25 protein-coding genes are annotated in these 18,003 nt (G+C 60.8%); 24 read left to right on the top strand and 1 reads right to left on the bottom strand.

Annotated features, from left to right (window positions below; translation table 11 throughout):
* Window positions 1–41: 41 nt before the first annotated feature.
* From ACO0KV_RS07580 to ACO0KV_RS07505, 16 genes are all read left to right on the top strand, one after another.
* Window positions 42–641, top strand: coding sequence for a hypothetical protein (locus ACO0KV_RS07580; RefSeq protein WP_423041480.1), 600 nt, complete (start codon window positions 42–44; stop codon window positions 639–641).
* Window positions 641–1,282 carry a head-tail connector protein gene (locus tag ACO0KV_RS07575; protein ID WP_423041478.1) on the top strand — a complete coding sequence of 214 codons (642 nt, stop codon included), beginning with the start codon at window positions 641–643 and terminating at the stop codon, window positions 1,280–1,282. The genes ACO0KV_RS07580 and ACO0KV_RS07575 overlap by 1 nt, the downstream gene beginning before the upstream one ends.
* Entirely contained in the window at window positions 1,279–1,674 is a 396-nt protein-coding gene (locus ACO0KV_RS07570; RefSeq protein ID WP_423041476.1) for a phage head completion protein, read from the top strand. The genes ACO0KV_RS07575 and ACO0KV_RS07570 overlap by 4 nt, the downstream gene beginning before the upstream one ends.
* 11 nt (window positions 1,675–1,685) lie before the next feature.
* Window positions 1,686–2,123: a hypothetical protein gene (locus ACO0KV_RS07565; RefSeq protein ID WP_423041474.1), complete on the top strand. Its 438-nt coding sequence runs from the start codon at window positions 1,686–1,688 to the stop codon at window positions 2,121–2,123.
* 2 nt (window positions 2,124–2,125) lie between these two features.
* On the top strand, window positions 2,126–2,809 hold the full coding sequence (locus ACO0KV_RS07560) for a phage tail terminator protein (RefSeq protein WP_423041472.1): 684 nt from the start codon (window positions 2,126–2,128) through the stop codon (window positions 2,807–2,809).
* A 95-nt stretch (window positions 2,810–2,904) separates the two neighbouring features.
* Window positions 2,905–3,201, top strand: coding sequence for a DUF2635 domain-containing protein (locus ACO0KV_RS07555; RefSeq protein WP_423041470.1), 297 nt, complete (start codon window positions 2,905–2,907; stop codon window positions 3,199–3,201).
* The gene (locus ACO0KV_RS07550) at window positions 3,198–4,763 is read left to right on the top strand and encodes a phage tail sheath subtilisin-like domain-containing protein (RefSeq protein WP_423041468.1); all 1,566 of its coding nucleotides are present in this window, start codon (window positions 3,198–3,200) and stop codon (window positions 4,761–4,763) included. Before ACO0KV_RS07555 ends, ACO0KV_RS07550 begins: the two co-directional genes overlap by 4 nt.
* 12 nt (window positions 4,764–4,775) lie before the next feature.
* The gene (locus tag ACO0KV_RS07545) at window positions 4,776–5,144 is read left to right on the top strand and encodes a phage tail tube protein (protein WP_423041466.1); all 369 of its coding nucleotides are present in this window, start codon (window positions 4,776–4,778) and stop codon (window positions 5,142–5,144) included.
* A gap of 10 nt (window positions 5,145–5,154) precedes the next feature.
* Window positions 5,155–5,553 (top strand): phage tail assembly protein, encoded by a 399-nt coding sequence (locus ACO0KV_RS07540; RefSeq protein WP_423041464.1) that lies wholly within the window; start codon window positions 5,155–5,157, stop codon window positions 5,551–5,553.
* A gap of 88 nt (window positions 5,554–5,641) precedes the next feature.
* Window positions 5,642–7,459, top strand: a complete 1,818-nt coding sequence (locus ACO0KV_RS07535) for a hypothetical protein (protein WP_423041462.1) — start codon at window positions 5,642–5,644, stop codon at window positions 7,457–7,459.
* A 25-nt stretch (window positions 7,460–7,484) separates the two neighbouring features.
* The gene (locus ACO0KV_RS07530) at window positions 7,485–8,732 is read left to right on the top strand and encodes a DNA circularization protein (RefSeq protein WP_423041460.1); all 1,248 of its coding nucleotides are present in this window, start codon (window positions 7,485–7,487) and stop codon (window positions 8,730–8,732) included.
* A 1-nt stretch (window position 8,733) separates the two neighbouring features.
* A complete protein-coding gene (locus ACO0KV_RS07525) occupies window positions 8,734–10,029 on the top strand; it encodes a phage baseplate assembly protein (RefSeq protein ID WP_423041458.1) in 1,296 nt (431 codons plus the stop codon).
* Window positions 10,030–10,036: 7 nt separating this feature from the next.
* Complete coding sequence (locus tag ACO0KV_RS07520) at window positions 10,037–10,675, top strand: phage baseplate assembly protein V (protein ID WP_423041456.1); 639 nt, start codon at window positions 10,037–10,039, stop codon at window positions 10,673–10,675.
* A gap of 2 nt (window positions 10,676–10,677) precedes the next feature.
* Complete coding sequence (locus tag ACO0KV_RS07515; RefSeq protein WP_423041454.1) at window positions 10,678–11,148, top strand: phage GP46 family protein; 471 nt, start codon at window positions 10,678–10,680, stop codon at window positions 11,146–11,148.
* A gap of 2 nt (window positions 11,149–11,150) precedes the next feature.
* A complete protein-coding gene (locus ACO0KV_RS07510) occupies window positions 11,151–12,212 on the top strand; it encodes a baseplate J/gp47 family protein (RefSeq protein ID WP_423041452.1) in 1,062 nt (353 codons plus the stop codon).
* Complete coding sequence (locus tag ACO0KV_RS07505; RefSeq protein ID WP_423041450.1) at window positions 12,203–12,838, top strand: YmfQ family protein; 636 nt, start codon at window positions 12,203–12,205, stop codon at window positions 12,836–12,838. The genes ACO0KV_RS07510 and ACO0KV_RS07505 overlap by 10 nt, the downstream gene beginning before the upstream one ends.
* A 330-nt stretch (window positions 12,839–13,168) precedes the next feature.
* Here the strand turns inward: ACO0KV_RS07505 and ACO0KV_RS07500 are convergent, their stop codons facing one another.
* A complete protein-coding gene (locus tag ACO0KV_RS07500; protein WP_423041448.1) occupies window positions 13,169–13,402 on the bottom strand; it encodes a hypothetical protein in 234 nt (77 codons plus the stop codon).
* Here ACO0KV_RS07500 and ACO0KV_RS07495 point away from each other — a divergent pair.
* The 8 genes from ACO0KV_RS07495 to ACO0KV_RS07460 all read left to right on the top strand — a co-directional run bounded on the left by ACO0KV_RS07495 (window position 13,401) and on the right by ACO0KV_RS07460 (window position 18,003).
* Window positions 13,401–13,994, top strand: coding sequence for a hypothetical protein (locus tag ACO0KV_RS07495; protein ID WP_423041446.1), 594 nt, complete (start codon window positions 13,401–13,403; stop codon window positions 13,992–13,994). The two genes, ACO0KV_RS07500 and ACO0KV_RS07495, sit on opposite strands and share 2 nt — an antisense overlap.
* Complete coding sequence (locus ACO0KV_RS07490) at window positions 13,987–15,024, top strand: hypothetical protein (protein WP_423041444.1); 1,038 nt, start codon at window positions 13,987–13,989, stop codon at window positions 15,022–15,024. The genes ACO0KV_RS07495 and ACO0KV_RS07490 overlap by 8 nt, the downstream gene beginning before the upstream one ends.
* Before the next feature lie 82 nt (window positions 15,025–15,106).
* Window positions 15,107–15,433, top strand: a complete 327-nt coding sequence (locus tag ACO0KV_RS07485) for a hypothetical protein (RefSeq protein ID WP_423041442.1) — start codon at window positions 15,107–15,109, stop codon at window positions 15,431–15,433.
* A 2-nt stretch (window positions 15,434–15,435) separates the two neighbouring features.
* Complete coding sequence (locus ACO0KV_RS07480) at window positions 15,436–16,146, top strand: AraC family ligand binding domain-containing protein (protein ID WP_423041440.1); 711 nt, start codon at window positions 15,436–15,438, stop codon at window positions 16,144–16,146.
* Entirely contained in the window at window positions 16,139–16,810 is a 672-nt protein-coding gene (locus ACO0KV_RS07475) for a 2OG-Fe(II) oxygenase (protein ID WP_423041438.1), read from the top strand. The genes ACO0KV_RS07480 and ACO0KV_RS07475 overlap by 8 nt, the downstream gene beginning before the upstream one ends.
* Window positions 16,811–16,862: 52 nt before the next feature.
* Window positions 16,863–17,141, top strand: a complete 279-nt coding sequence (locus ACO0KV_RS07470) for a hypothetical protein (RefSeq protein WP_423041436.1) — start codon at window positions 16,863–16,865, stop codon at window positions 17,139–17,141.
* A complete protein-coding gene (locus ACO0KV_RS07465; protein WP_423041434.1) occupies window positions 17,138–17,614 on the top strand; it encodes a DUF5675 family protein in 477 nt (158 codons plus the stop codon). The genes ACO0KV_RS07470 and ACO0KV_RS07465 overlap by 4 nt, the downstream gene beginning before the upstream one ends.
* Window positions 17,615–17,625: 11 nt before the next feature.
* The gene (locus ACO0KV_RS07460; RefSeq protein WP_423041432.1) at window positions 17,626–18,003 is read left to right on the top strand and encodes a 3TM-type holin; all 378 of its coding nucleotides are present in this window, start codon (window positions 17,626–17,628) and stop codon (window positions 18,001–18,003) included.

The raw sequence follows: 18,003 nt of genomic DNA, 5'->3' as shown, positions 1-18,003 counted from the left end.
CCCCATCCATTTACCCACCCACCCTCAAAAGGAAACGCACCATGAACCTCATTCGTTACGTCATCGATTTTTTCCACATCAACGGCGCTGGTCAGCAATCGGTCAAATATGCCAAGGGACAGACCTATCCGGAATCCGATGAAACCATTTCGCACGTCGAGGCCGGACACGCTGAGATCGTTGTCGTCGAAGTATCTGCCACGACAGAGACCACTGATGCAGACGCCGCGCCGCAACCAGACAACAACGTCGAACAAGGCAGCCCGGTTCCCGTAGCGGACGCACCTGTTCAAAATGAAGCAGCACCGGTTACCGGCGCTGCCACGGATACGCCCGCTGTTGCCGATGCGACCGCTGCGCCTGATACGACCGATGCGACCGAAGCGACAGCAACTGTCTCTCAACCACAGCCCGACTTGACACAAACGCCTGCTGCAACCGATCCGGCACCTGTGGCAGCGGCATCCGCTGATACGACGGTAACCGATCCGACTGCGCAAGCCGCTGAACCGGTGCCGCCCGTGACGGCGACGCCAGTGGATCAGCCGGCGCAAGTCGCGTCACCGGCAGAGGCTGCGCCGACGGTTGACGCCACACCAACGGCAACCGTGGCAGCGCCTGACCAGGCCGGCCAAAACTGATGCCCTTTCACCTCGTTGCGCCACCGGTCGTCGATACGGTCACCGGAATTGCCGAGCCGGTGTCGCTGGCCGAGGTGAAGCAGCATCTGCGCGTGGACATCCCTGATGACGATGGATTGATCACGGCACTGATCAGCAGTGCGCGGCAAATGGCGGAAACACTGACCAACCGGCAACTGCTGACAGCGACCTGGAATCTGGTGCTCGACGCCTTTCCGGGGCCAGGTTTGATGGGCGTGCCGGCAGGGTCTTCCTATTCCATTCCGGGCCACGCCATCCTCGTTCCCAAAGGGCCGGTGCAGGCTGTGTCTTCCATCACGTACCTGGATATGAACTTTGATGTCGTGACCATGCCGCAGCAGGACTACGTCGTCAGCTCCACCGACGACCTGACCCGCATCACGCCCATCTTTGGCCAGATATGGCAGCCGACCTTGCCGCAGATCGGCGCGGTAACGGTTCAGTTCGTGGCCGGTTACGGCGATTCGACTCAGGTGCCTGCCGGTATCAAACACTGGATCAAATTGCGGGTGGACAGCCTTTACAACCAGCGTGGAGAAGTGGCGTTCACACGAGGTCGCATGGACAAGTTGCCCTTTGCCGATGCCTTGCTTGATCCCTACAAGATTGTCTTGTTATGAGCGAAGCGCTGACGCTGCCGGATACTGGAGAGCTCAATCGTCGCATCCTGATCCGTTTATGGACAGACATGCCCAATGCCAGCTTCAACGTCGATCAGACCTTTGATGCCGGCATTTCCCGATGGGCCAAGGTCGAGCCGATACGCGGCATTGCCGCGCGCATGGGCGTGGCCACCGGCGAAGATCCCACCCATTTCTTTTGGGTGCGCTATAGCGCCGAGACACCTGCAGAATATTTTGCGCAGAACCGCGTCATCGAATATCGCGTCCGGCGTTTTCGCATCATCGAGGCGCAGAACTTTCAGGATGCCGACCGCTTTATCCGGATCACGGCGAAAGACCTCGGTGCCATCGATCCAGTCGCGCAAGACCTGGCGCAGCCACCGATGTAAAGGAAAACGACATGACGCATGAAAGTAGTAGTGGCGATATTTCCGGTATCAAGCTGCACGTCGGTCTTGAGTTTCACAGTGTCATTGACTACGACCGCAGGCAGATGCGCCGCGCTCTGGTCAAGGGTGCAGCGGTGGTTCGCAAGGAGGCTCGCACCTTGGTTTCACGACAAATGGTGTCACAGCCTGGCGAATTTCCGGGCGAGCAGACGGGTGCAATGCGTCGCGCCATTGGTGTGATCGGCAAAGGCTCCAAGGGCGGCTGGATCAAGGTCGGTGTGCGCGCCATTCCGGGCAGCTTCTATTACCCGGCCGTGCTCTTCTATGGATCAGCGGCGCGCAATATCGCGGCACGCGGCAATTTCATGACGGCGGCACTGGCGCATCGTGGAGACCAGGTTCGTGATCAGGTTCGCGAGGCCCTGCGCCATGCCTTGGTGCCCAGATAGACATGCAACTGGAACTCATCATCGCGCAGATGCGCGCGTTGTGCCCATCCTTCAACGGCCGGGTGGCCGGCGCAGCGGAATTCAAACCCGTCTCCGAGGCAGTGGCCTTGCCTGTGCCTTGCGCGTTTGTCATTCCGCTTGATGACCGGCCCGAGCCGCCGAAAGTGCAAAACGCGGTTGGTCAGGAGATGACCGACAGCTTTGCGGTGATCGTTGGACTGGACAACCGCCCCGATGAGAAAGGCCAGAGTGGCGCCGCCTCGGTGCACTCCATTCGCGCCGAAGTGTGGCGCGCGCTCCTGGGTTGGATTCCGGGTCCGGTCAATACCGTCAACCTGGCCACCGATTACAACGGCATTTTCTACGAGGGCGGCAGCCTCCTGTCGCTCGACCGTGCGCGCCTTTGGTACCAGTTTGAATTCGGCGCACAGATGTGGATCGGCCCGACAGACGGTTGGGAAGCCGGTGCGCTGGCGGCCTTGCCGGACTTTGGGCTGCGGGGCGCCGATGGTCTGTGGCTGCCTGGATCGGCACTCAACGTGGAAGTCGACGTCGGCACCCCCGTCTTTGACCCCAGCGCCACCTATCCACCCAACCCGGTGCCTGACTTTGCGCAGGCCACGGTAGATGCACCGCGCTCGCACGGACCTGACGGCCGTGTCGAGTTCAATGTGGCGGTGCCCTAAAGAATTTCTAAACCCAAGCTCACGACGAGCCTGATCAATTTCATCACCGCCCGCCATGGCTTTTGCTGTCGCGGGCTTTTTGCATTGGAGCATTCATGTACGCCATTCCCATTGCGGGCCGAACAGTGCCCATCCCCGGCACGAGGAAACTCTTGCCGGCCACTGGCCAGAATATCGGCCAGGTCACCCAGTATTGGCAGCGACGCTTTCGTGATGGCGACATCACTTTGAGCGAGGCCGCTCCTGCGCCAACCGCAGCGGCCGCACCTGTCGCACCTGTTGCAGCAACGGCTGCAACACCAATACCTGCTGCCAACGCCGCATCAACCCCGGCACCAGCACCTGCGACAGCGGCCAGTAATACACCCGAGCCAGCAAGGAGCGCGTCATGAGCGGCATTTCGTTTCAGCACATTCCGTCCAACTTGCGCGTGCCGCTGTTCTACGCGGAGATGGACAACAGTCAGGCCAATATGGGTGGCCAGGCGCTCAACGCGTTGCTGATCGGTCAGATGTTTCCCTGGGGAACAGCCACACCCAACAAGGCGGTGTTAGTCACCGATCCCAAGTCGGCGCTGATCCTGTTCGGTCAGAGCTCAATGCTGGCGCGCATGGTGGCCAGCTATCGGCTGCAGGATGCCGGTTCTTGCAACCTGTGGTGCATCCCCGTGCAAGACGACCCGGCAGCCTCGCAGGCCTCGGCCACGATCGTGATCAACGGCTACGCCAATGCCGCAGGCGCCATCGCGCTGTACATCGCCGGTCAGCGCGTGAACGTCGGCGTCCAGTTAGGTGACAGTCCCTACAACATTGCGGCCAACATGGTCAGCAGCATCAATGCTGCCCTAGACCTGCCGGTGACGGCCGCTACCGGCGAGTATGGCTACGCCGTGCGCACCTTGTCGGCGATTTCGGAAGGCTCGGCCGTGGTCACGCTCACCAGCAAGTGGAGCGGACAGACCGCCAACGACATCACCATCCTGGATTCCTTTCTGGGCTGGAGCGCCGGCGAACGTGTGCCTACTGGGGTGAGCCTGTCTTATTCCGGCCCGACGCTGACTGGCGGCTCGACCGATCCCTCACTGGCTGCCACCGCCATCCCGGGCATGGGCGACGACCCCTACGATTTCATCATCCATCCGTATGCCCAGGCGCAGGCGCTGAACGACTTGCAGCTTGAGCTCAACGACGTGACCGGACGCTGGTCCTATGCCAAGCAGATCTACGGTCATGGCTACACCGCCTTGCGCGGCATCCTCAGCGATATCGTCGCCTTCGGACAGACGCGCAACGACCAGCACCACACGGTGGCAGCCATCGATGCCGATTGCCCAAATCCCTGCTGGGAGTATGCGGCAGCTTACGGTGGCGCCAATGCCGTCGACATTGCGGCCGATCCCGCACGCCCGACGCAGACGACGCCGCTGCTGGGCCTGCTCGCACCGCGTGCAGGCAACCGCTTCCTGTTCGAGGACAGGCAAGCGCTGCTCAGCTTCGGGATCGCGACGAGCTTCATTTCCGGCGGCCAACTGCGCGTGGAGCGCGCCATCACGACCTACCAGCAAAACGCTTTCGGTGCGCCCGACACCAGCTATCTGGATTCGGAAACCTTGCACACCTCGGCCTATGTGCTGCGCGCGCTCAAGAGCGTGATCACATCGAAATACCCGCGCCACAAGCTGGCCGACGACGGCACCCGCTTCGCGGCGGGCCAGGCCATCGTGACTCCGGCAGTGATCAAGGGTGAAATCTGCGCCGCCTATGGCGAGATGGAGTACCTCGGTGTCGTCGAAAACCTCGACACCTTCAAGCAATACCTGATCGTTGAGCGGGACTCGACTGACCCGAACCGGGTCAATGTCTTGTTCCCGCCGGACTACGTCAACCAACTCCGTGTGTTCGCCGTGCTGAATCAGTTCCGCCTGCAATACCCGGCATCCCAAATCGTCGCCTGATCGGAGGAACCCATGGCACAACGCATTGCTGGCATCTGTTTTGTGAAAGTCGATGGCGCCCAGTTCGCAATCTCTGGCGACATCGAGATCCCGCTCACCGAGTTCAAACGCGAGGCCGTCATGGGCCTGGCTGGACCTGCGGGCTACAAGGAAACGGCGCTTGAGCCCTACGTGAAGATCAACGCTTTGTTCACGCCCGACTTTCCGGTGAATTCACTGCGCACCAACACCACCCTGACCGTCACGGCGGAACTCGCCAACGGCATCGTCTACACGCTCTCCAATGCCTTCGTGCGCGGTGAGCCGAAAGTTAAACCTGTCGAGGGCACGATCGAGGTCGAGTTCTCCGGCAGCCAAGGCCAATGGAGCAACAACCAATGAGTAAATTCCAATGAACAACGATGAACTGACGATAGTGCTAGGCAAACCCGTCATCGCCCATGGCGAAGAGATCGACCACATCACCTTGCGCGCGCCTACCACCGCTGACCTGATCGAGTTGGGTCAGCCAATGCGGCTGATCCCCGGAGACGGGATGACCGATCCGGCCATCGACGTTCGCATGAATGTGGTCGCCAATTACGTGGCCCGTCTGGCGACGATTCCGCTCTCGAGCGTCAAGGCAATATCGCTGTCCGATTTTGGCAAGGCGACCCAGGCGGTACTGGGTTTTTTCGGGGAAGGGAGTACGGGAGCGGACGTGGCAACGGAGATGACATCGACGGGCAGTTCACCGAGCGCGTCTTCGACCTCGCCTGGTTCTTCAAAACCTCCCCGCGCGACATCCTGACGCTCACGCTCACCGAATTTGACCAGTGGAACGCGCAAGCCGAACGTATTGCGCGTCAACTCCAACCTGAATAGAGCCGAACTCTTTTATGTCTGATCGTTTTGAGTTGAAAGCGATTCTGTCTGCCAATGCCGAGAGCATGATTGGCGCGCTGAAATCTGTCGAGGCCCCGGCTAAGGCTGCGCGCAAATACCTCACTGACATTGGCAAAAGCGCGGCAGGACTGGCGGGTAAATTTGGCCTGCCGGTGGGTCTGGCTGGTGGTTTGGCTGCAGGGTTTGGTCTGGCGAAAGTCAAGGATGCGATCCATGCTTACTCGGAACTGGGCGAGGCCGTGCATCACGGCGCAACCCGCGCCGGCATGAGCGTCGAGCAGTTCCAGCGCATGAAGTACGTCGCCGAACAAAACGGTGTCGCAGTCGAGCAGATGGAAGGCGCTCTGGGGAAACTTAATCTTGCACTCGGCCGCGCGGCCGGTGGTCGAGGCAAGGAGGCTGCTGCACTGTTTCAGCGTTTGGGCATTTCCATGCGCGATGCGTCCGGTCAGATGCGCAGTGGCATGACGGTGCTACCGGAACTGGCGGACGCTTTCGTGCGCAATGAGAATCCAGCCGTGCGTGCGCGCATGGGCATGGCGTTGTTCGGCAAGAAGTGGCAGGAAATAGTGCCCTTGCTGGAACAGGGCAGCCAGGGCATTGAGGAAGCGCAGGCGCGGATGTCCAAGTTCAAGGGTGTCATGGGCCAGGAGGATATCGAACGATCCCGCGAATTTGCCAAGTCGCTGCGCGATCTGGAGATGGTCAGCAAAGGTTTTCAGATGACGATCGCCAAGAACCTGGTGCCCGCCATCAAGCCCTTGCTCGATAGTTTTAACGACTGGATGGCCGCCAACAAGAAGCTGGTCTCCAATGAGGTCGGACGGATGGCCAAAGACCTCGGGCATTGGCTCTCCAGCGTCGACTGGCGTGGCATGGCTAAAAGCGTGCTCGCGTTCGGACAAGGCATTGGCAAATTGGTGAACTTCGTCGGCGGTCCGCGCAACGCACTGATCGGCCTGGCGGTCGTGATGAATGCCCAGACCATCGTGGCCTTGGGTGGTCTGGCCGGTGCGGTGGCGCGCGCAGGACTTGCGTTTGTCGGCATGGCGGCCCAGGCGTATATCGCCGGCAATGCGGCGCTGTTGTCCATGGTGCGCACGGGCGTTGTTGCCACGCTGGTCAGCGGGCCACTGGGCCTGCTGCGTGCGGCGTGGATGCTGCTTGGTACGACCACGGTGTCGATGAGCGGCGTGATGTCGGGTGCGTTTGCCATGGTGAGTGGCGGCATCCGCGCAGTTGGTGCGGCCCTGATGGCCAATCCGCTGGGCATCATTCTGGCCATCGCCTCGGCTGCCTGGATCATCTATGAAAACTGGGACACCGTGAAAAGCTGGTTCGCCGGTTTCTGGAGCTGGCTCAAGGCGCACGCCGATCTGATCCTCACTTGCCTCGGCCCCATTGGCTGGATTGCCAAAACGATCATCGGCCACTGGGAGCCGTTGAAAGTCTGGTTCGGCAATCTGACCCAATGGCTTTCCGAGAAATTCAGCTGGATCATCAATGCAGCCAAATCAGTCGCGCATGTTGTGGGTTCTGCGCTGGGTCTCAATGGTGGTGATGTCACGATGAATCACACGCTGGACAACCCAGCGGCGGGAACAGGTACGGCCGGCATGATGTCATTGCCGGCCAGCGCTGGGCGAACCTCCCTGATTCCAGCTGCGCAGTCCGCCGGCAAGGTCGAGGGGCAAGTGAACATCAAGATTGATGGCCTGCCATCGGGCTCGCGCGTTGAACAGGTCCGGGGCGGAACGATGCCGATCAACGTCGATGCGGGCTACAGCGCCTACGCGCTGGCGATGCCCTAAACCACGACCATTAAGGAAATTCCTGATGAGTCACTTATCCAGCCTGCTGCGGCCCGCCTCGTTTCGTGGCGTGCCCTTTCAGGTCAATGGCGCCGATCTCGGCGTCGGACGTCGCGTGCAGGTCCATGAATACCCCCAGCGCGATCAACCGTGGGTGGAGGACTTAGGCCGGGCCACCCGTGAAATGTCGTTCGATGGCTTTCTGATCGGTACCGACTATGTCGATCAGGCCAACCAACTACTGGCGGCACTGGAAACTGCAGGTGCGGCCACGCTCGTGCATCCCTGGCTTGGTTCGATGCAAGTGTGCCTGTCGGCACCGGCGCGCGTGCGCTTCGATTCCGGGCTGGGCATGGCAACCGTTTCCATGTCCTTCGTGGAGTCGGGTGAACTGGCGTTCCCTAATCCGACCAGTTCGACGCAGGCGGCAAGCAGGCTGACTGCAGACGGATTGGCCTCTGCTGCAGTGGCTGATTTCTCGCAGTCGTTCACCGTCACGGGTTTTCAGAGTTTTGTGTCAAGCGCGGCGCAGGGGCAGTTGTCGACGATGCTGGGGTTTCTGGGCGCCGGTCAGATTGCGCAAGTGCTCGGCACTGCGACCACCACTGCAAATCTCATCACGCAAGCCGCATCATTCATCAGCAATCCTGCGATGCTGGGGCAGACGCTGCTCAATGCCTTCGGTCTGTCCGGTGCCGCCGGTAGCGTTGCCGCGTGGTCCAGTGTCGTTAAGCTGATCAGTGGGACCGCATCGTCGAACGCGATGCAGCCGCCTAGCGTGAATCAAGTGACTCGCAACGACACACCATCGCGCAGACAAACCAACTTGAATACCGGCGCGGTGTATGGACTCGGCCGGCAACTGCTGCTGGCGCAGGCGGTCGGCATCTCCTCACTGGTTGGCACCGAACAGGACAACGCCCAAGCTGGCGTAACCCAGCCGCAGGCGGTCATTCAGCAGGTGACGCAGGATGCCATGCTGGCGGTGCGCGACACGCTGCTGTCGGCGCTTGACGCAGAAATGCGCCTCTGTGGCGATGCCACCTTTGATGCCTTGCAAGAAGCGCGCTCTGCTGTCTACGCAGATTTAACTGGACGCGCGCAAAGCGCGGCTCGTTTGACCACATGGACACCGCTGGAGACGATGCCGATGCTGGCCATCGCCTACGAGCTCTACTTTGATGCCACGCGTGACGCCGAGATTCTCTTTCGCAACGGCATCCGGCATCCCGGCATGACGCCGCCAATTCCGCTTTCAGTACTGGCCGCCTGACATGACGAGTGACCCAGGGTATCCGGCAGGACTGCCGGAGAATCAGGTGCGCCTGATTATCAAAGGTCAGGAGTACGGCGGCTGGAAAAAAATCAACATCGAGGCCGGCATCGAACGTCAGGCCCGCAGCTTCGAGCTGGAAGTCACCGACCGCTGGCCGGGGCAGCCGACTTCTGCCGCCTTTCTCTCGCGAAGCATCCGTCCGTTTGACGCTGCCCAAGTCTTCATCGGCAACGATCTGGTGCTCACCGGTTTTGTCGATGCCACACCGATCCAGTACGGCGGCAATCGCGTCAGCGTCACCGTGAAAGGCAGAAGCAAGACCTGTGATCTGGTGGACTGCTGCCCGCCAGACTCAGGTGGTTCGCCGCCGACATTGGGCAATGGCCTGTGGGCCGACGTGAAAGGCAAGGACGGCAAGACGGGCAAGGTCATCAAACCCGCCGCAGCCGTTGCTGGCAGTGGTGCCAACGTCTGGCGCAACGCCAGGCTGGAAACCATCGCCGCTGCCCTTGCCGCGCCCTATGGCGTGCGCGTGCTATCCGAAATCGATACAGGTTCGCCCATCGCGGAGCATCACGTCCAGGTTGGAGAAACGGTGTTCGAGAGCATCGACCGGCTGATGCGCTTGCGCCATGTGCTCTCCACCGACAACGAAAAAGGCGACCTCGTATTCATCGACGTGGGCAGCGCCGGCAATGCCAGCACCGCGCTGGTGTTGGGCCAGAACATCCGCGAAGGCGCCTGCGAGCTCGATTTCAAGGCGGTGATGTCGCGCTATGTCGTCAAGGGGCAGCGCGCAGGTAACGACAGTGATTTCGGCGTCGATGCCAATGAAGCCGAGGGGGATGACGAGAGCGAAGCCGAATTCGAGGGCGGCATCACGGACACCGGTGCCCCGGTCACCGCGAGCCTGTTGGATGCAAGGTCCAAGCGCTTTCGGGTGCTGGTGCTCAAGCAGGCCGGTCATGTGGACTCGGGCACCTGCGAAGACCGCGCCCTGTATGAGCGCGCGCACCGGGCGGCCAAGGCGCTTGAAACCACCTATACGGTAGCGGGCTGGCGCCAGCTTGATGGCAGCCTGTGGTTACCCAACCTGCTGGTGCGCGTCACGGACAGCCTGATCGGTCTGGATCAAACGATGGTCATCGCCGAAGTGCATTACCAGCTCGACGCCGGTGGCTTGCGCACCCAGCTGCGTGTCGGCCCGCCGGACGGTTATCGATCCAAGGCCGCCAAACCGGTCAAGGGCAAAGTCAAAAAAGGCGGCGCCGATACCTGGGGTGATGTGAGATGAGCGTGCAATGACAGATTTCGCAAAACTGGTCGCCCCCTATGCACGGCGCCTGTCCAACATGATCGCGCGCGGCACTGTCACGCTGGTCGATGCCGCGACCAAGATGCAATCGCTGCAGCTGCGCCTGTTGGCCGGTGAGTCCAAGGACAAGGTCGAGCACTTCGAGCCTTATGGCTTTACCAGCCAACCCAATCCCGGCGCGGAGTGCCTGGCGCTGTTCCTTGATGGCGACCGCTCGCATGGTGTCGTCGTGTGCGTTGCCGATCGACGCTATCGCGTGAAAGGCTTGACGACCGGTGAAGTAATCTTGCATGACGACCAGGGCCAATCGGTCTATCTCATGCGTGGCGGAATCAGGCTGACCGACAAGGCGGGTTCGACAGTGCAAATGAATGGGGATGGCAGCGGTGAAATGACTTTCGCCGCAGGCCTGACCATCAATGCCAACTCAAAAATAGTCGGCACTCTGGAAGTGACACAGAACCTGACCTGCGACCAGACCATCACGGCCGCCAGCGATGTTGCCGATCAGGGTGGAGCCAAGACCATGGCAGGTATGCGTGCGACCTACAACGGCCATACCCACAGCGGCACCGACAGCCACGGTGATGGGTTCACCACCAGTCCGCCAAACCAGCAGGAATAACCATGCGCGACACCATGCCGCTGACCGTCACCGTTGACGGTCGGATGATCCCGCTCGGCCTTTTGCAGGACATCGACAACGACAAGGCCGATCCCTTGGTGCGGGCTGTCATTGTCAGTCTCTTCACTTGGCGACGCGCCAATGCGGACGATGCCTTGCCCAATGGCTCGGGTTCCCGGATGGGTTGGTGGGGTGACTCGTACCCGCCGGCAGCGAACGACCGCATCGGCTCCCGGCTTTGGCTGCTGTCACGCGCCAAGCTCACCGACACCACGGTTCAAAAGGCCAAGGACTATGCCAGGGAAGCCTTGCAGTGGCTGCTCGACGATGGCGTGGCAGCACGGGTTGATGTCTCTGCTGAGCGCCAAGGCTTGTCGACCCTGGCGCTTGGCTGCACTTTTTACAACGCGGATGGCAGCGCCTTGGCCGTCATCCGGTTCCAGAACCTCTGGAGTTTCTTGAATGTGGTCTGAATATGTTTAATCGACCGTCCCTCGCGGATCTGATCAACCGCACCACGAATGATGTTTTTCAGCGGCTGCAATTGGACAACGTGCTGCGCCGCGCAGACGCTCAGGTTTATGCACGTGTGCTCGCCGGTGTCGCACACGGTCTGTACGGCTTCATCGAATGGATCAGTCGCCAGATCATCATTGACACCGCCGAGGCCGAGTTTCTGGAGCGCTGGGCATCAGTCTGGGGTGTGCAGCGACTGGTCGCCACGCCTGCCACGGGCAGCATTGCTTTCACGGTGACGCTAGGCGCTGCCGACATCCCGGCAGGCACTCTGGTGCAGACGCTCGATGGCACGCAGTTTCAAACCACGGCAGACATCACGGTCGCTGGAAATCTCGCCACAGCGTCCGTTGCCGCCGTCAATCCTGCCGCAGCCGGCAATGGCTACGTCAACCAAACCGTCAATCTGGTCACGCCCATTCTCGGCGTGCAGACAACTGCCACGCTCGGCCCTCTCTCGGGTGGCAGCGATCTCGAATCAGACGACAGCCTGCGTGCGCGCTTGCTCAATCGCATTCAACAACCTCCCCAAGGTGGAGATGCCAACGACTACGTGCAATGGACCTTGGCAGCCCCGGGCGGCGGAGCCACCAGGGCATGGTGTGTGCCGGAACAGTTCGGTCAGGGCACCGTCGGCGTTGCCTTTGTGTGCGACGGCAACGGCACCGGCGCCGCAATCCTGCCGACCGCAGCACAGATTGCGGAAATAGAAAATTTCATCGATGGCCTGCGCCCGGTGACAGCCCATGTGACCGTCTACGCGCCTGTCGCAGTGCCAGTCAATTTCACAGTTGAGGGATTGAGCCCCGATACCCTGGCCGAACAAAGAGCGGTCACGGCTGAACTGGCTGACCTGCTGGCACGCGAGGGGCAGCCCGGGGGCACGATCCTGCTCTCGCATATGCGCTCAGCGATCTCGGCGGCGGCTGGCGAGTGGGACTACGTCCTGATAACGCCTGCTGCCAACATCGTCATGTCCGCCGGCCAGATCCCGGTCATGGGGAGCGTGACGTGGCTGTAAGTTCAGCAGTGACAAACCAGGTCAGCAAGCCGCTGGCGGCGACCGACTATCAGACGTTGTTGCAACAGTTGCTGCCCTACGGGCCTGCATGGACGGATGACCCTGATGCGGGCATTACCCGTTTGTTTACCGGGCTTGCGCAGGAACTGGCGCGGCTGGATACGCGCGCGTGGCAACTCATCGAGGAGGCCGATCCGCGCACGACATCTGAACTGTTCGCCGACTGGGAGCGCGTCGCGGGATTACCAGATCCGTGTGTGATTGCGCTTGGCGGCCAACAGATGCAGCCGCAACTGCAAGCCGCGCTGGTTTCCAAACTCGTGCAGGTTGGCGGTCAGTCACGTGCCTATTTCATCGCCGTGGCGCGGGCGATGGGTTTTGCCATCGCGATCACTGAGGGTTGGAAAGAAGTCGACACCGTCATCTCGCCGGTGAACAACCCACTGGCCAATAGCGGCTGGATTTACGTATGGACGATCACCACGCCCGTAGGGGACACGAAAACCACGCTCACCGTCAACGGTCGCGTATCCGATCCGCTGGCTGCCTGGGGCAACACATTGCTTGAGTGCGTCATGCGACGCATCAAGCCCGCGCACACCACCTTGCTGTTTAGCTATACGTGAACGAACTGTAGGAGATTTCATGGACAACCGAGTATGGGAAGCCAACGCTGCCCAAACGCCACCTGCCGTGCCAAGCAATCCGTCCATTGGTTACCCGACCGATGGCAACCCGGCGACCAATACACCGGCCACCACACCCGGGGATTACTGGTTCTTTCAGATCAGCGAAGAGATTCGCAACGCCATTGTCGCGGGCGGCCTCGTGCCGGATCGCAACAGCCTTAACCAGCTCACGCTGGCCGTAGAGGCATTGATTCGCGCTGCGATTCAGGCAGAAATGCCGACCATTCAAAACATGGTCAACGTGGCGATTGCGTCTGCGCTGGCGGCCTACCAACCACCAGCACCGGCACCGACGCCGGCACCGACGCCGGCTCCGACCCCAACACCGGTGCCACCGCCGCCGCCGCCACCACCCGTGCCGGTTCCTCCGCCGCCGCCACCTGTGCCGGTACCGCCACCTCCGCCACCTCCGCCACCACCACCTCCGCCGGTTCCTCCACCGCCGCCTCCACCTCCACCCCCGCCCCCGCCAACCGGTGGTTGATCAAAGGAGTCATTCATGTATGTACAAATGGCCGGGCTGGCTTTCATGCCGACCGGCGTCATCGTTTATGTCATCAACTACGTCGATCTCGACCGGCAGCATCTTGCTCGCGAGCTCGACGAGCGCTACGAGCCGTTCCATTACTGGGGCGAAGTGCCAGACGATTTCAACTACCGCAAGCCCTATCGGTATCGATTGCGTGACGGGGTGGTGGAAGCAGCGGCGCCGGATGCGGAGGACTACCGCTTCCACTACCGGCGACTTCTATTGATGGACCGCGTGCATGCGGCCTTGCGTGCTCAGCGTGCGACCCATGCTCCGGGCACATTGCCGCTTCAGGATCGCTTGCTCGACCTGGCCTATGTCGAATGTCAGCGCCTGGAAACGAGCAATGTTTCAGAAGCACTTCCGCTGCTGAACGCACTGGCGCAGGCCTCGAACACGACACTTGCCGCAGCAGCAGATCGCGTGCGCATCGAGTTCGCTGACCGGCAGGATGCGCTGGTGCAGTCCGAGGTGCGGCGACTCCAGGCACTCGCGCAGGTGAGCGCCACGCGCGATCACCACGATCTTGATTCACTGTTCGTGAGGTATGGCTGCCATGACTGAACTGCCGACTCAATTGCTCGTGGCACGCAATCTGGTCGCGGGTCATTCACTGGCCAGTGGACTGCGCCAGGTCCTGGGAGGCGTTGTCACCACTTCGCGGCTGGCCATCAAACCTGATTTGCTGCGCTTTGCTGCCTGCTGTCCCATGCCAAATCCGGCGAGCCTGGCTGGCAGACAAGATGTTTCCTTCGCTGACTGCTGTGATGCCCGCGCGCAGGAATTGCTCGCTGCAAATTCTCACTTGCACATCATGTGGTCGGGCGGCATCGATTCGACCGTGACGCTGGTCGCTTTGCTCAAGGCGCTTCCCGTCCATGAGCATGACCGGCTGAGCGTGTTTCTCTCCAGTCACAGCATCATGGAGAACCCAGCCTTCTATCACACGCAGATTGCCGGCAAGCTGACGGTGCAGCGCACTGTCGGCAAGGCTGGCTTGTTTGACGAGGTGGTGCTTACCGGCGAATTGGGTGACCAGCTGTTTGGCTCCGACCTGATGCTCGAATGCACCCGGCGATTGGGATTCGACAGTCTTTCGCGCCCATACGCTGAGGTCTTGCCGAATTTGTTCGCCAGCCTCTCGGGCGATGCGCAGATGGGCGAGACCATCTATCGCCACTACGCGCCGATTGCGACGCAAGCACCGTACCCATTGGCGAGCACCCAGGATTTTCTGTGGTGGTGGAATTTCTCGCAGAAGTGGCAGCACGTGAAGTTTCGTCATCTGCTCTATGAGCAACGCGCCGACTACAGGGCGCTGATCGGCCGGGTCCAGCACTTCTTCGACAGCGAGGCCTTCCAGTACTGGAGCATGACGCATCCCGCCGAAAAAATGGGGGATCGAATCGACACCTACAAGATGCCGGCAAAGCTCTATATCGTCGATTTCACCGGCGACGCAGGGTATCTCACCAAGCTGAAGATCGGCTCGCTATGCCGGGTCTTCAAGTATCCGCCGGTGGCAGCCATCACGACTGATGGTTTGCCGGTCGACCAGGCCGGGCTGCAAGCATTTGTGCGCAGTTCCCCCTGAGCACCCACCGATTCCTGTTTTTGACTTGCGGCCTGTGCCGCATCCCTGTTTTTAACCAACCATTCCATGAGAGGAAGATCCCATGTCGTTCACCGTAACCAAAACCTCGACCCGCACATCGAACAGCCAGGCCGTTTTCAAAGACAGTGCTGACATTGATCCGGACGTCGCCGCGTCGATCGCCAACATCGACCACGCTTTGCGCACCAACCCTGCGGTGCAATCGCGATCGGTCGCAATGTCGCCCGATGGGCTCACCAAAACGACGACCACTGTTTGGGAGAGTCAGTCTGCCTACAACGAATTCCGGACTACCAACAGCAGTGACCTGGCCAAGCTCGCCAGTGCCGCGTCGACCTACAACAAGGCCAACGGCATCGTCGTCGCGACAACCACTTCGGGAGCCTGACCATGAAAACTGGCATGTATATCGATGCCCGTCATGGGATGTATCCATCGCAGGCCTGGCTCTTGTCGAGAGACGAAACGGCACACATCACCATACCGCCGTTTTCGACGCTGTATGGGTTTGTGGTGTCGGCCGATACGGAACAGGCTGCGCACATCATTGCCGGGCCGCATGGGACTGCCACGTCCAAACGCCTGCGCTCGGTCGGCCCAGGCCAGTATTTCTGTCATGCGACCGATGACGAGCCGGCAACGCTGACGCTTGACGATGATGCAGGCGCACAGGTCTTTGCCGTGATCCGCCATGGTTTTCGGGGACAGGGACTGGTCGGCGGACCGATCGAGGCCTCGGGGCGGCTGTGCTACATCGACAACTGTTCCGATTCGCTCCTGGTCTACCCGCCGCGTCGCGGTGATCCCAGCCTGAGCCATCTGTCATTTCCGGCGGATGTGCGCCAGTCGTTTCACATTCACCCGTCGATCCGGCTGGGCGTGGTCGCGCGCGGCGCCGGATTTGCTTGCCTGACTGATCAGGAAATTCCGCTGACTGCCGGCACGCTGTTTTGTATCGAGGAACGGGAACTGCATCGCTTTCGCACCGAGGATCAGCGCCTCGATGTGATTGCTTTCCACCCCGACGGTGACTGGGGGCCGACCGATCAGGATCACCCGATGCTCAACCGCACGTACCTCACGACGGTGCGCCATGAATGATCCGGCCACCATCCGTCTGAACTATCCGCAGGCGCAGATGTTGGCTGGTGATCGGCGCTATCAGGTGCTGGCGTCGATCAAGAAACCGAACGTGGTCGCACTAAGCGGGGTTCTCGATGGCAACGCCTGCCAGGCACTGATCGAACTTGCACGGCCACGCATTCAACGGTCCTCCGTCGTCCACCACCGCGAGGGCGTGCGCGTGGATGATTCCCGCACCAGTTCCGGGTGCCACTTTCAGCGAGCGGAGTTGCCGTTGGTGGCTGACCTGGAGCAATGCATTGCCGAACTGACCGGCATCCCGCAGGAGAACGGCGAAGGCTTGCAGGTATTGCGTTATGAGCCTGGCCAGCGCTATGTCCCGCACTGGGATTACTTCCCGCCGGAAAGCGCGTCTTCTGCCGACATCGTCCGACCGGAGAAGGGCGGTCAGCGCATCGCCACCTTCCTGCTCTATCTGAACACGGTGCCGATGGGCGGTGAAACCGAGTTTCCGCACGCCGGCATCAAGGTGGCCGCTGTCCAGGGGAACGCCTGTTTCTTCTCCTACTGCGATGCAGACGGCCAACTCGATCCACTCACTCTGCACAGCGGCAACGCCGTGATCGAGGGTGACAAGTGGATCGCGGTCAAGTGGTTGCGCGAAGGTCGCGTGCCCGCGTAATTCCTGCCGCCAGATCCGGCGGCATCCCATTTCTTAATTCGAGGAGTCAAGCATGGAAACCAACAGGCCCCATGTCTGTGAATGCGGCCGTCCGATCGAAACCAGGGACGGCTTGTTATCAGAAAGCGATCGTCAAGCATTGACGGAGTCCCTTTGTGCGGCCTTTGAGAAATCCGCTCCTGTGCTCAGCCAGGCCCTGTCGGACGCAATACAGGCGCAATTCGAGCGCGTGATCGGTCGGGGCGTGGTGTCCTGGCTCAAACGCATCTTGATCGCCGGCATTCTGATGCTGGCTGGTTACACCTACACCAAAACCGGAGGTCTGAAATGAACATCACCATCACCCGAAAACAATCTACGCCCAGCGGCACGCCGGGCAATCTGACGGTCGTGAATCCAGCAGGCGACACTTTTACCTGCGAAACGCTGGAATTGCCATGGCAGGACAACACGCCTGGCATCTCCTGCATCATCAACGACAGTTACAGCGCGGCGATCTGGCATTCGGACCATCTCGATTGCGACGTGCTGCGCCTGGAGGACAAGCATGGCCGTCAGGACTGCCTGATCCACTGCGGAAATTTCGCGGGGGATGTGTCACAGGGGATGGAAACCCAGGTGCATGGATGCACGCTGGTCGGCAGTCGCTACGGATCGTTGGCGAATGACGACGGGAGCGCGCAAATGGCCATCCTCAACAGCCGCGTGACGCTGGCGCAACTGATCGAATTCGTCGGTACTGGCGAACACAACGTTGACTATCACTGGGCGCAGGGCTGTGAGCCAACCGCCCGCCAATCCTGAAGGAAACCACCATGGACATGACTGGTATCGGTACGGCGGCGGAAGCTGCCAAAGGCATCATCGGCATGTTCTTCCCCGACAAAACGGAGGAGGACAAAGCCAAACTCGCAGCATCGCTTGCGCTACTGCAAACGCAGACCGATATCGACAAGGCCGAAGCGCAAAGCACTGACCCGCTGCAGCACTGGCGTGGGGGCCTTGGCTGGGTGTGCGTCGCGGGGTACGCGTGGAATTTTGTGGGTGGGCCGCTAACGAACGCGGTGGCCGCAGCAGTCGGGCATCCGATCAATTTGCCTTCGCTCGACATCGGCCCACTGGCGACGCTCACGCTTGGCATGCTGGGTTTGGGTGGGCTGCATGTCGCGGAGCGGGTGAACGGGGCGGCGTAG

The organism is Undibacterium sp. RuRC25W, from assembly GCF_049339825.1.
Classification (GTDB): Bacteria; Pseudomonadota; Gammaproteobacteria; order Burkholderiales; family Burkholderiaceae_D; genus Undibacterium.
The sequence above is the reverse complement of the archived record's forward strand: the minus strand, read 5'-3'. Positions and strand labels throughout refer to the sequence as shown.

Bases quoted from the DNA above. Each gene is read 5' to 3' on its own strand.
- ACO0KV_RS07480 (WP_423041440.1), top strand. From the start codon at position 15,436: ATGAAAACTGGCATGTATATCGATGCCCGTCATGGGATGTATCCATCG.
- ACO0KV_RS07495 (WP_423041446.1), top strand. From the start codon at position 13,401: ATGTATGTACAAATGGCCGGGCTGGCTTTCATGCCGACCGGCGTCATC.
- ACO0KV_RS07555 (WP_423041470.1), top strand. From the start codon at position 2,905: ATGTACGCCATTCCCATTGCGGGCCGAACAGTGCCCATCCCCGGCACG.
- ACO0KV_RS07575 (WP_423041478.1), top strand. From the start codon at position 641: ATGCCCTTTCACCTCGTTGCGCCACCGGTCGTCGATACGGTCACCGGA.
- ACO0KV_RS07535 (WP_423041462.1), top strand. From the start codon at position 5,642: ATGTCTGATCGTTTTGAGTTGAAAGCGATTCTGTCTGCCAATGCCGAG.
- ACO0KV_RS07510 (WP_423041452.1), top strand. From the start codon at position 11,151: ATGTTTAATCGACCGTCCCTCGCGGATCTGATCAACCGCACCACGAAT.
- ACO0KV_RS07465 (WP_423041434.1), top strand. From the start codon at position 17,138: ATGAACATCACCATCACCCGAAAACAATCTACGCCCAGCGGCACGCCG.
- ACO0KV_RS07550 (WP_423041468.1), top strand. From the start codon at position 3,198: ATGAGCGGCATTTCGTTTCAGCACATTCCGTCCAACTTGCGCGTGCCG.
- ACO0KV_RS07570 (WP_423041476.1), top strand. From the start codon at position 1,279: ATGAGCGAAGCGCTGACGCTGCCGGATACTGGAGAGCTCAATCGTCGC.
- ACO0KV_RS07530 (WP_423041460.1), top strand. From the start codon at position 7,485: ATGAGTCACTTATCCAGCCTGCTGCGGCCCGCCTCGTTTCGTGGCGTG.
- ACO0KV_RS07560 (WP_423041472.1), top strand. From the start codon at position 2,126: ATGCAACTGGAACTCATCATCGCGCAGATGCGCGCGTTGTGCCCATCC.
- ACO0KV_RS07460 (WP_423041432.1), top strand. From the start codon at position 17,626: ATGGACATGACTGGTATCGGTACGGCGGCGGAAGCTGCCAAAGGCATC.
- ACO0KV_RS07525 (WP_423041458.1), top strand. From the start codon at position 8,734: ATGACGAGTGACCCAGGGTATCCGGCAGGACTGCCGGAGAATCAGGTG.
- ACO0KV_RS07515 (WP_423041454.1), top strand. From the start codon at position 10,678: ATGCGCGACACCATGCCGCTGACCGTCACCGTTGACGGTCGGATGATC.
- ACO0KV_RS07500 (WP_423041448.1), bottom strand. From the start codon at position 13,402: ATGAATGACTCCTTTGATCAACCACCGGTTGGCGGGGGCGGGGGTGGA.
- ACO0KV_RS07490 (WP_423041444.1), top strand. From the start codon at position 13,987: ATGACTGAACTGCCGACTCAATTGCTCGTGGCACGCAATCTGGTCGCG.
- ACO0KV_RS07545 (WP_423041466.1), top strand. From the start codon at position 4,776: ATGGCACAACGCATTGCTGGCATCTGTTTTGTGAAAGTCGATGGCGCC.
- ACO0KV_RS07470 (WP_423041436.1), top strand. From the start codon at position 16,863: ATGGAAACCAACAGGCCCCATGTCTGTGAATGCGGCCGTCCGATCGAA.
- ACO0KV_RS07475 (WP_423041438.1), top strand. From the start codon at position 16,139: ATGAATGATCCGGCCACCATCCGTCTGAACTATCCGCAGGCGCAGATG.
- ACO0KV_RS07565 (WP_423041474.1), top strand. From the start codon at position 1,686: ATGACGCATGAAAGTAGTAGTGGCGATATTTCCGGTATCAAGCTGCAC.
- ACO0KV_RS07520 (WP_423041456.1), top strand. From the start codon at position 10,037: ATGACAGATTTCGCAAAACTGGTCGCCCCCTATGCACGGCGCCTGTCC.
- ACO0KV_RS07485 (WP_423041442.1), top strand. From the start codon at position 15,107: ATGTCGTTCACCGTAACCAAAACCTCGACCCGCACATCGAACAGCCAG.
- ACO0KV_RS07580 (WP_423041480.1), top strand. From the start codon at position 42: ATGAACCTCATTCGTTACGTCATCGATTTTTTCCACATCAACGGCGCT.
- ACO0KV_RS07540 (WP_423041464.1), top strand. From the start codon at position 5,155: ATGAACAACGATGAACTGACGATAGTGCTAGGCAAACCCGTCATCGCC.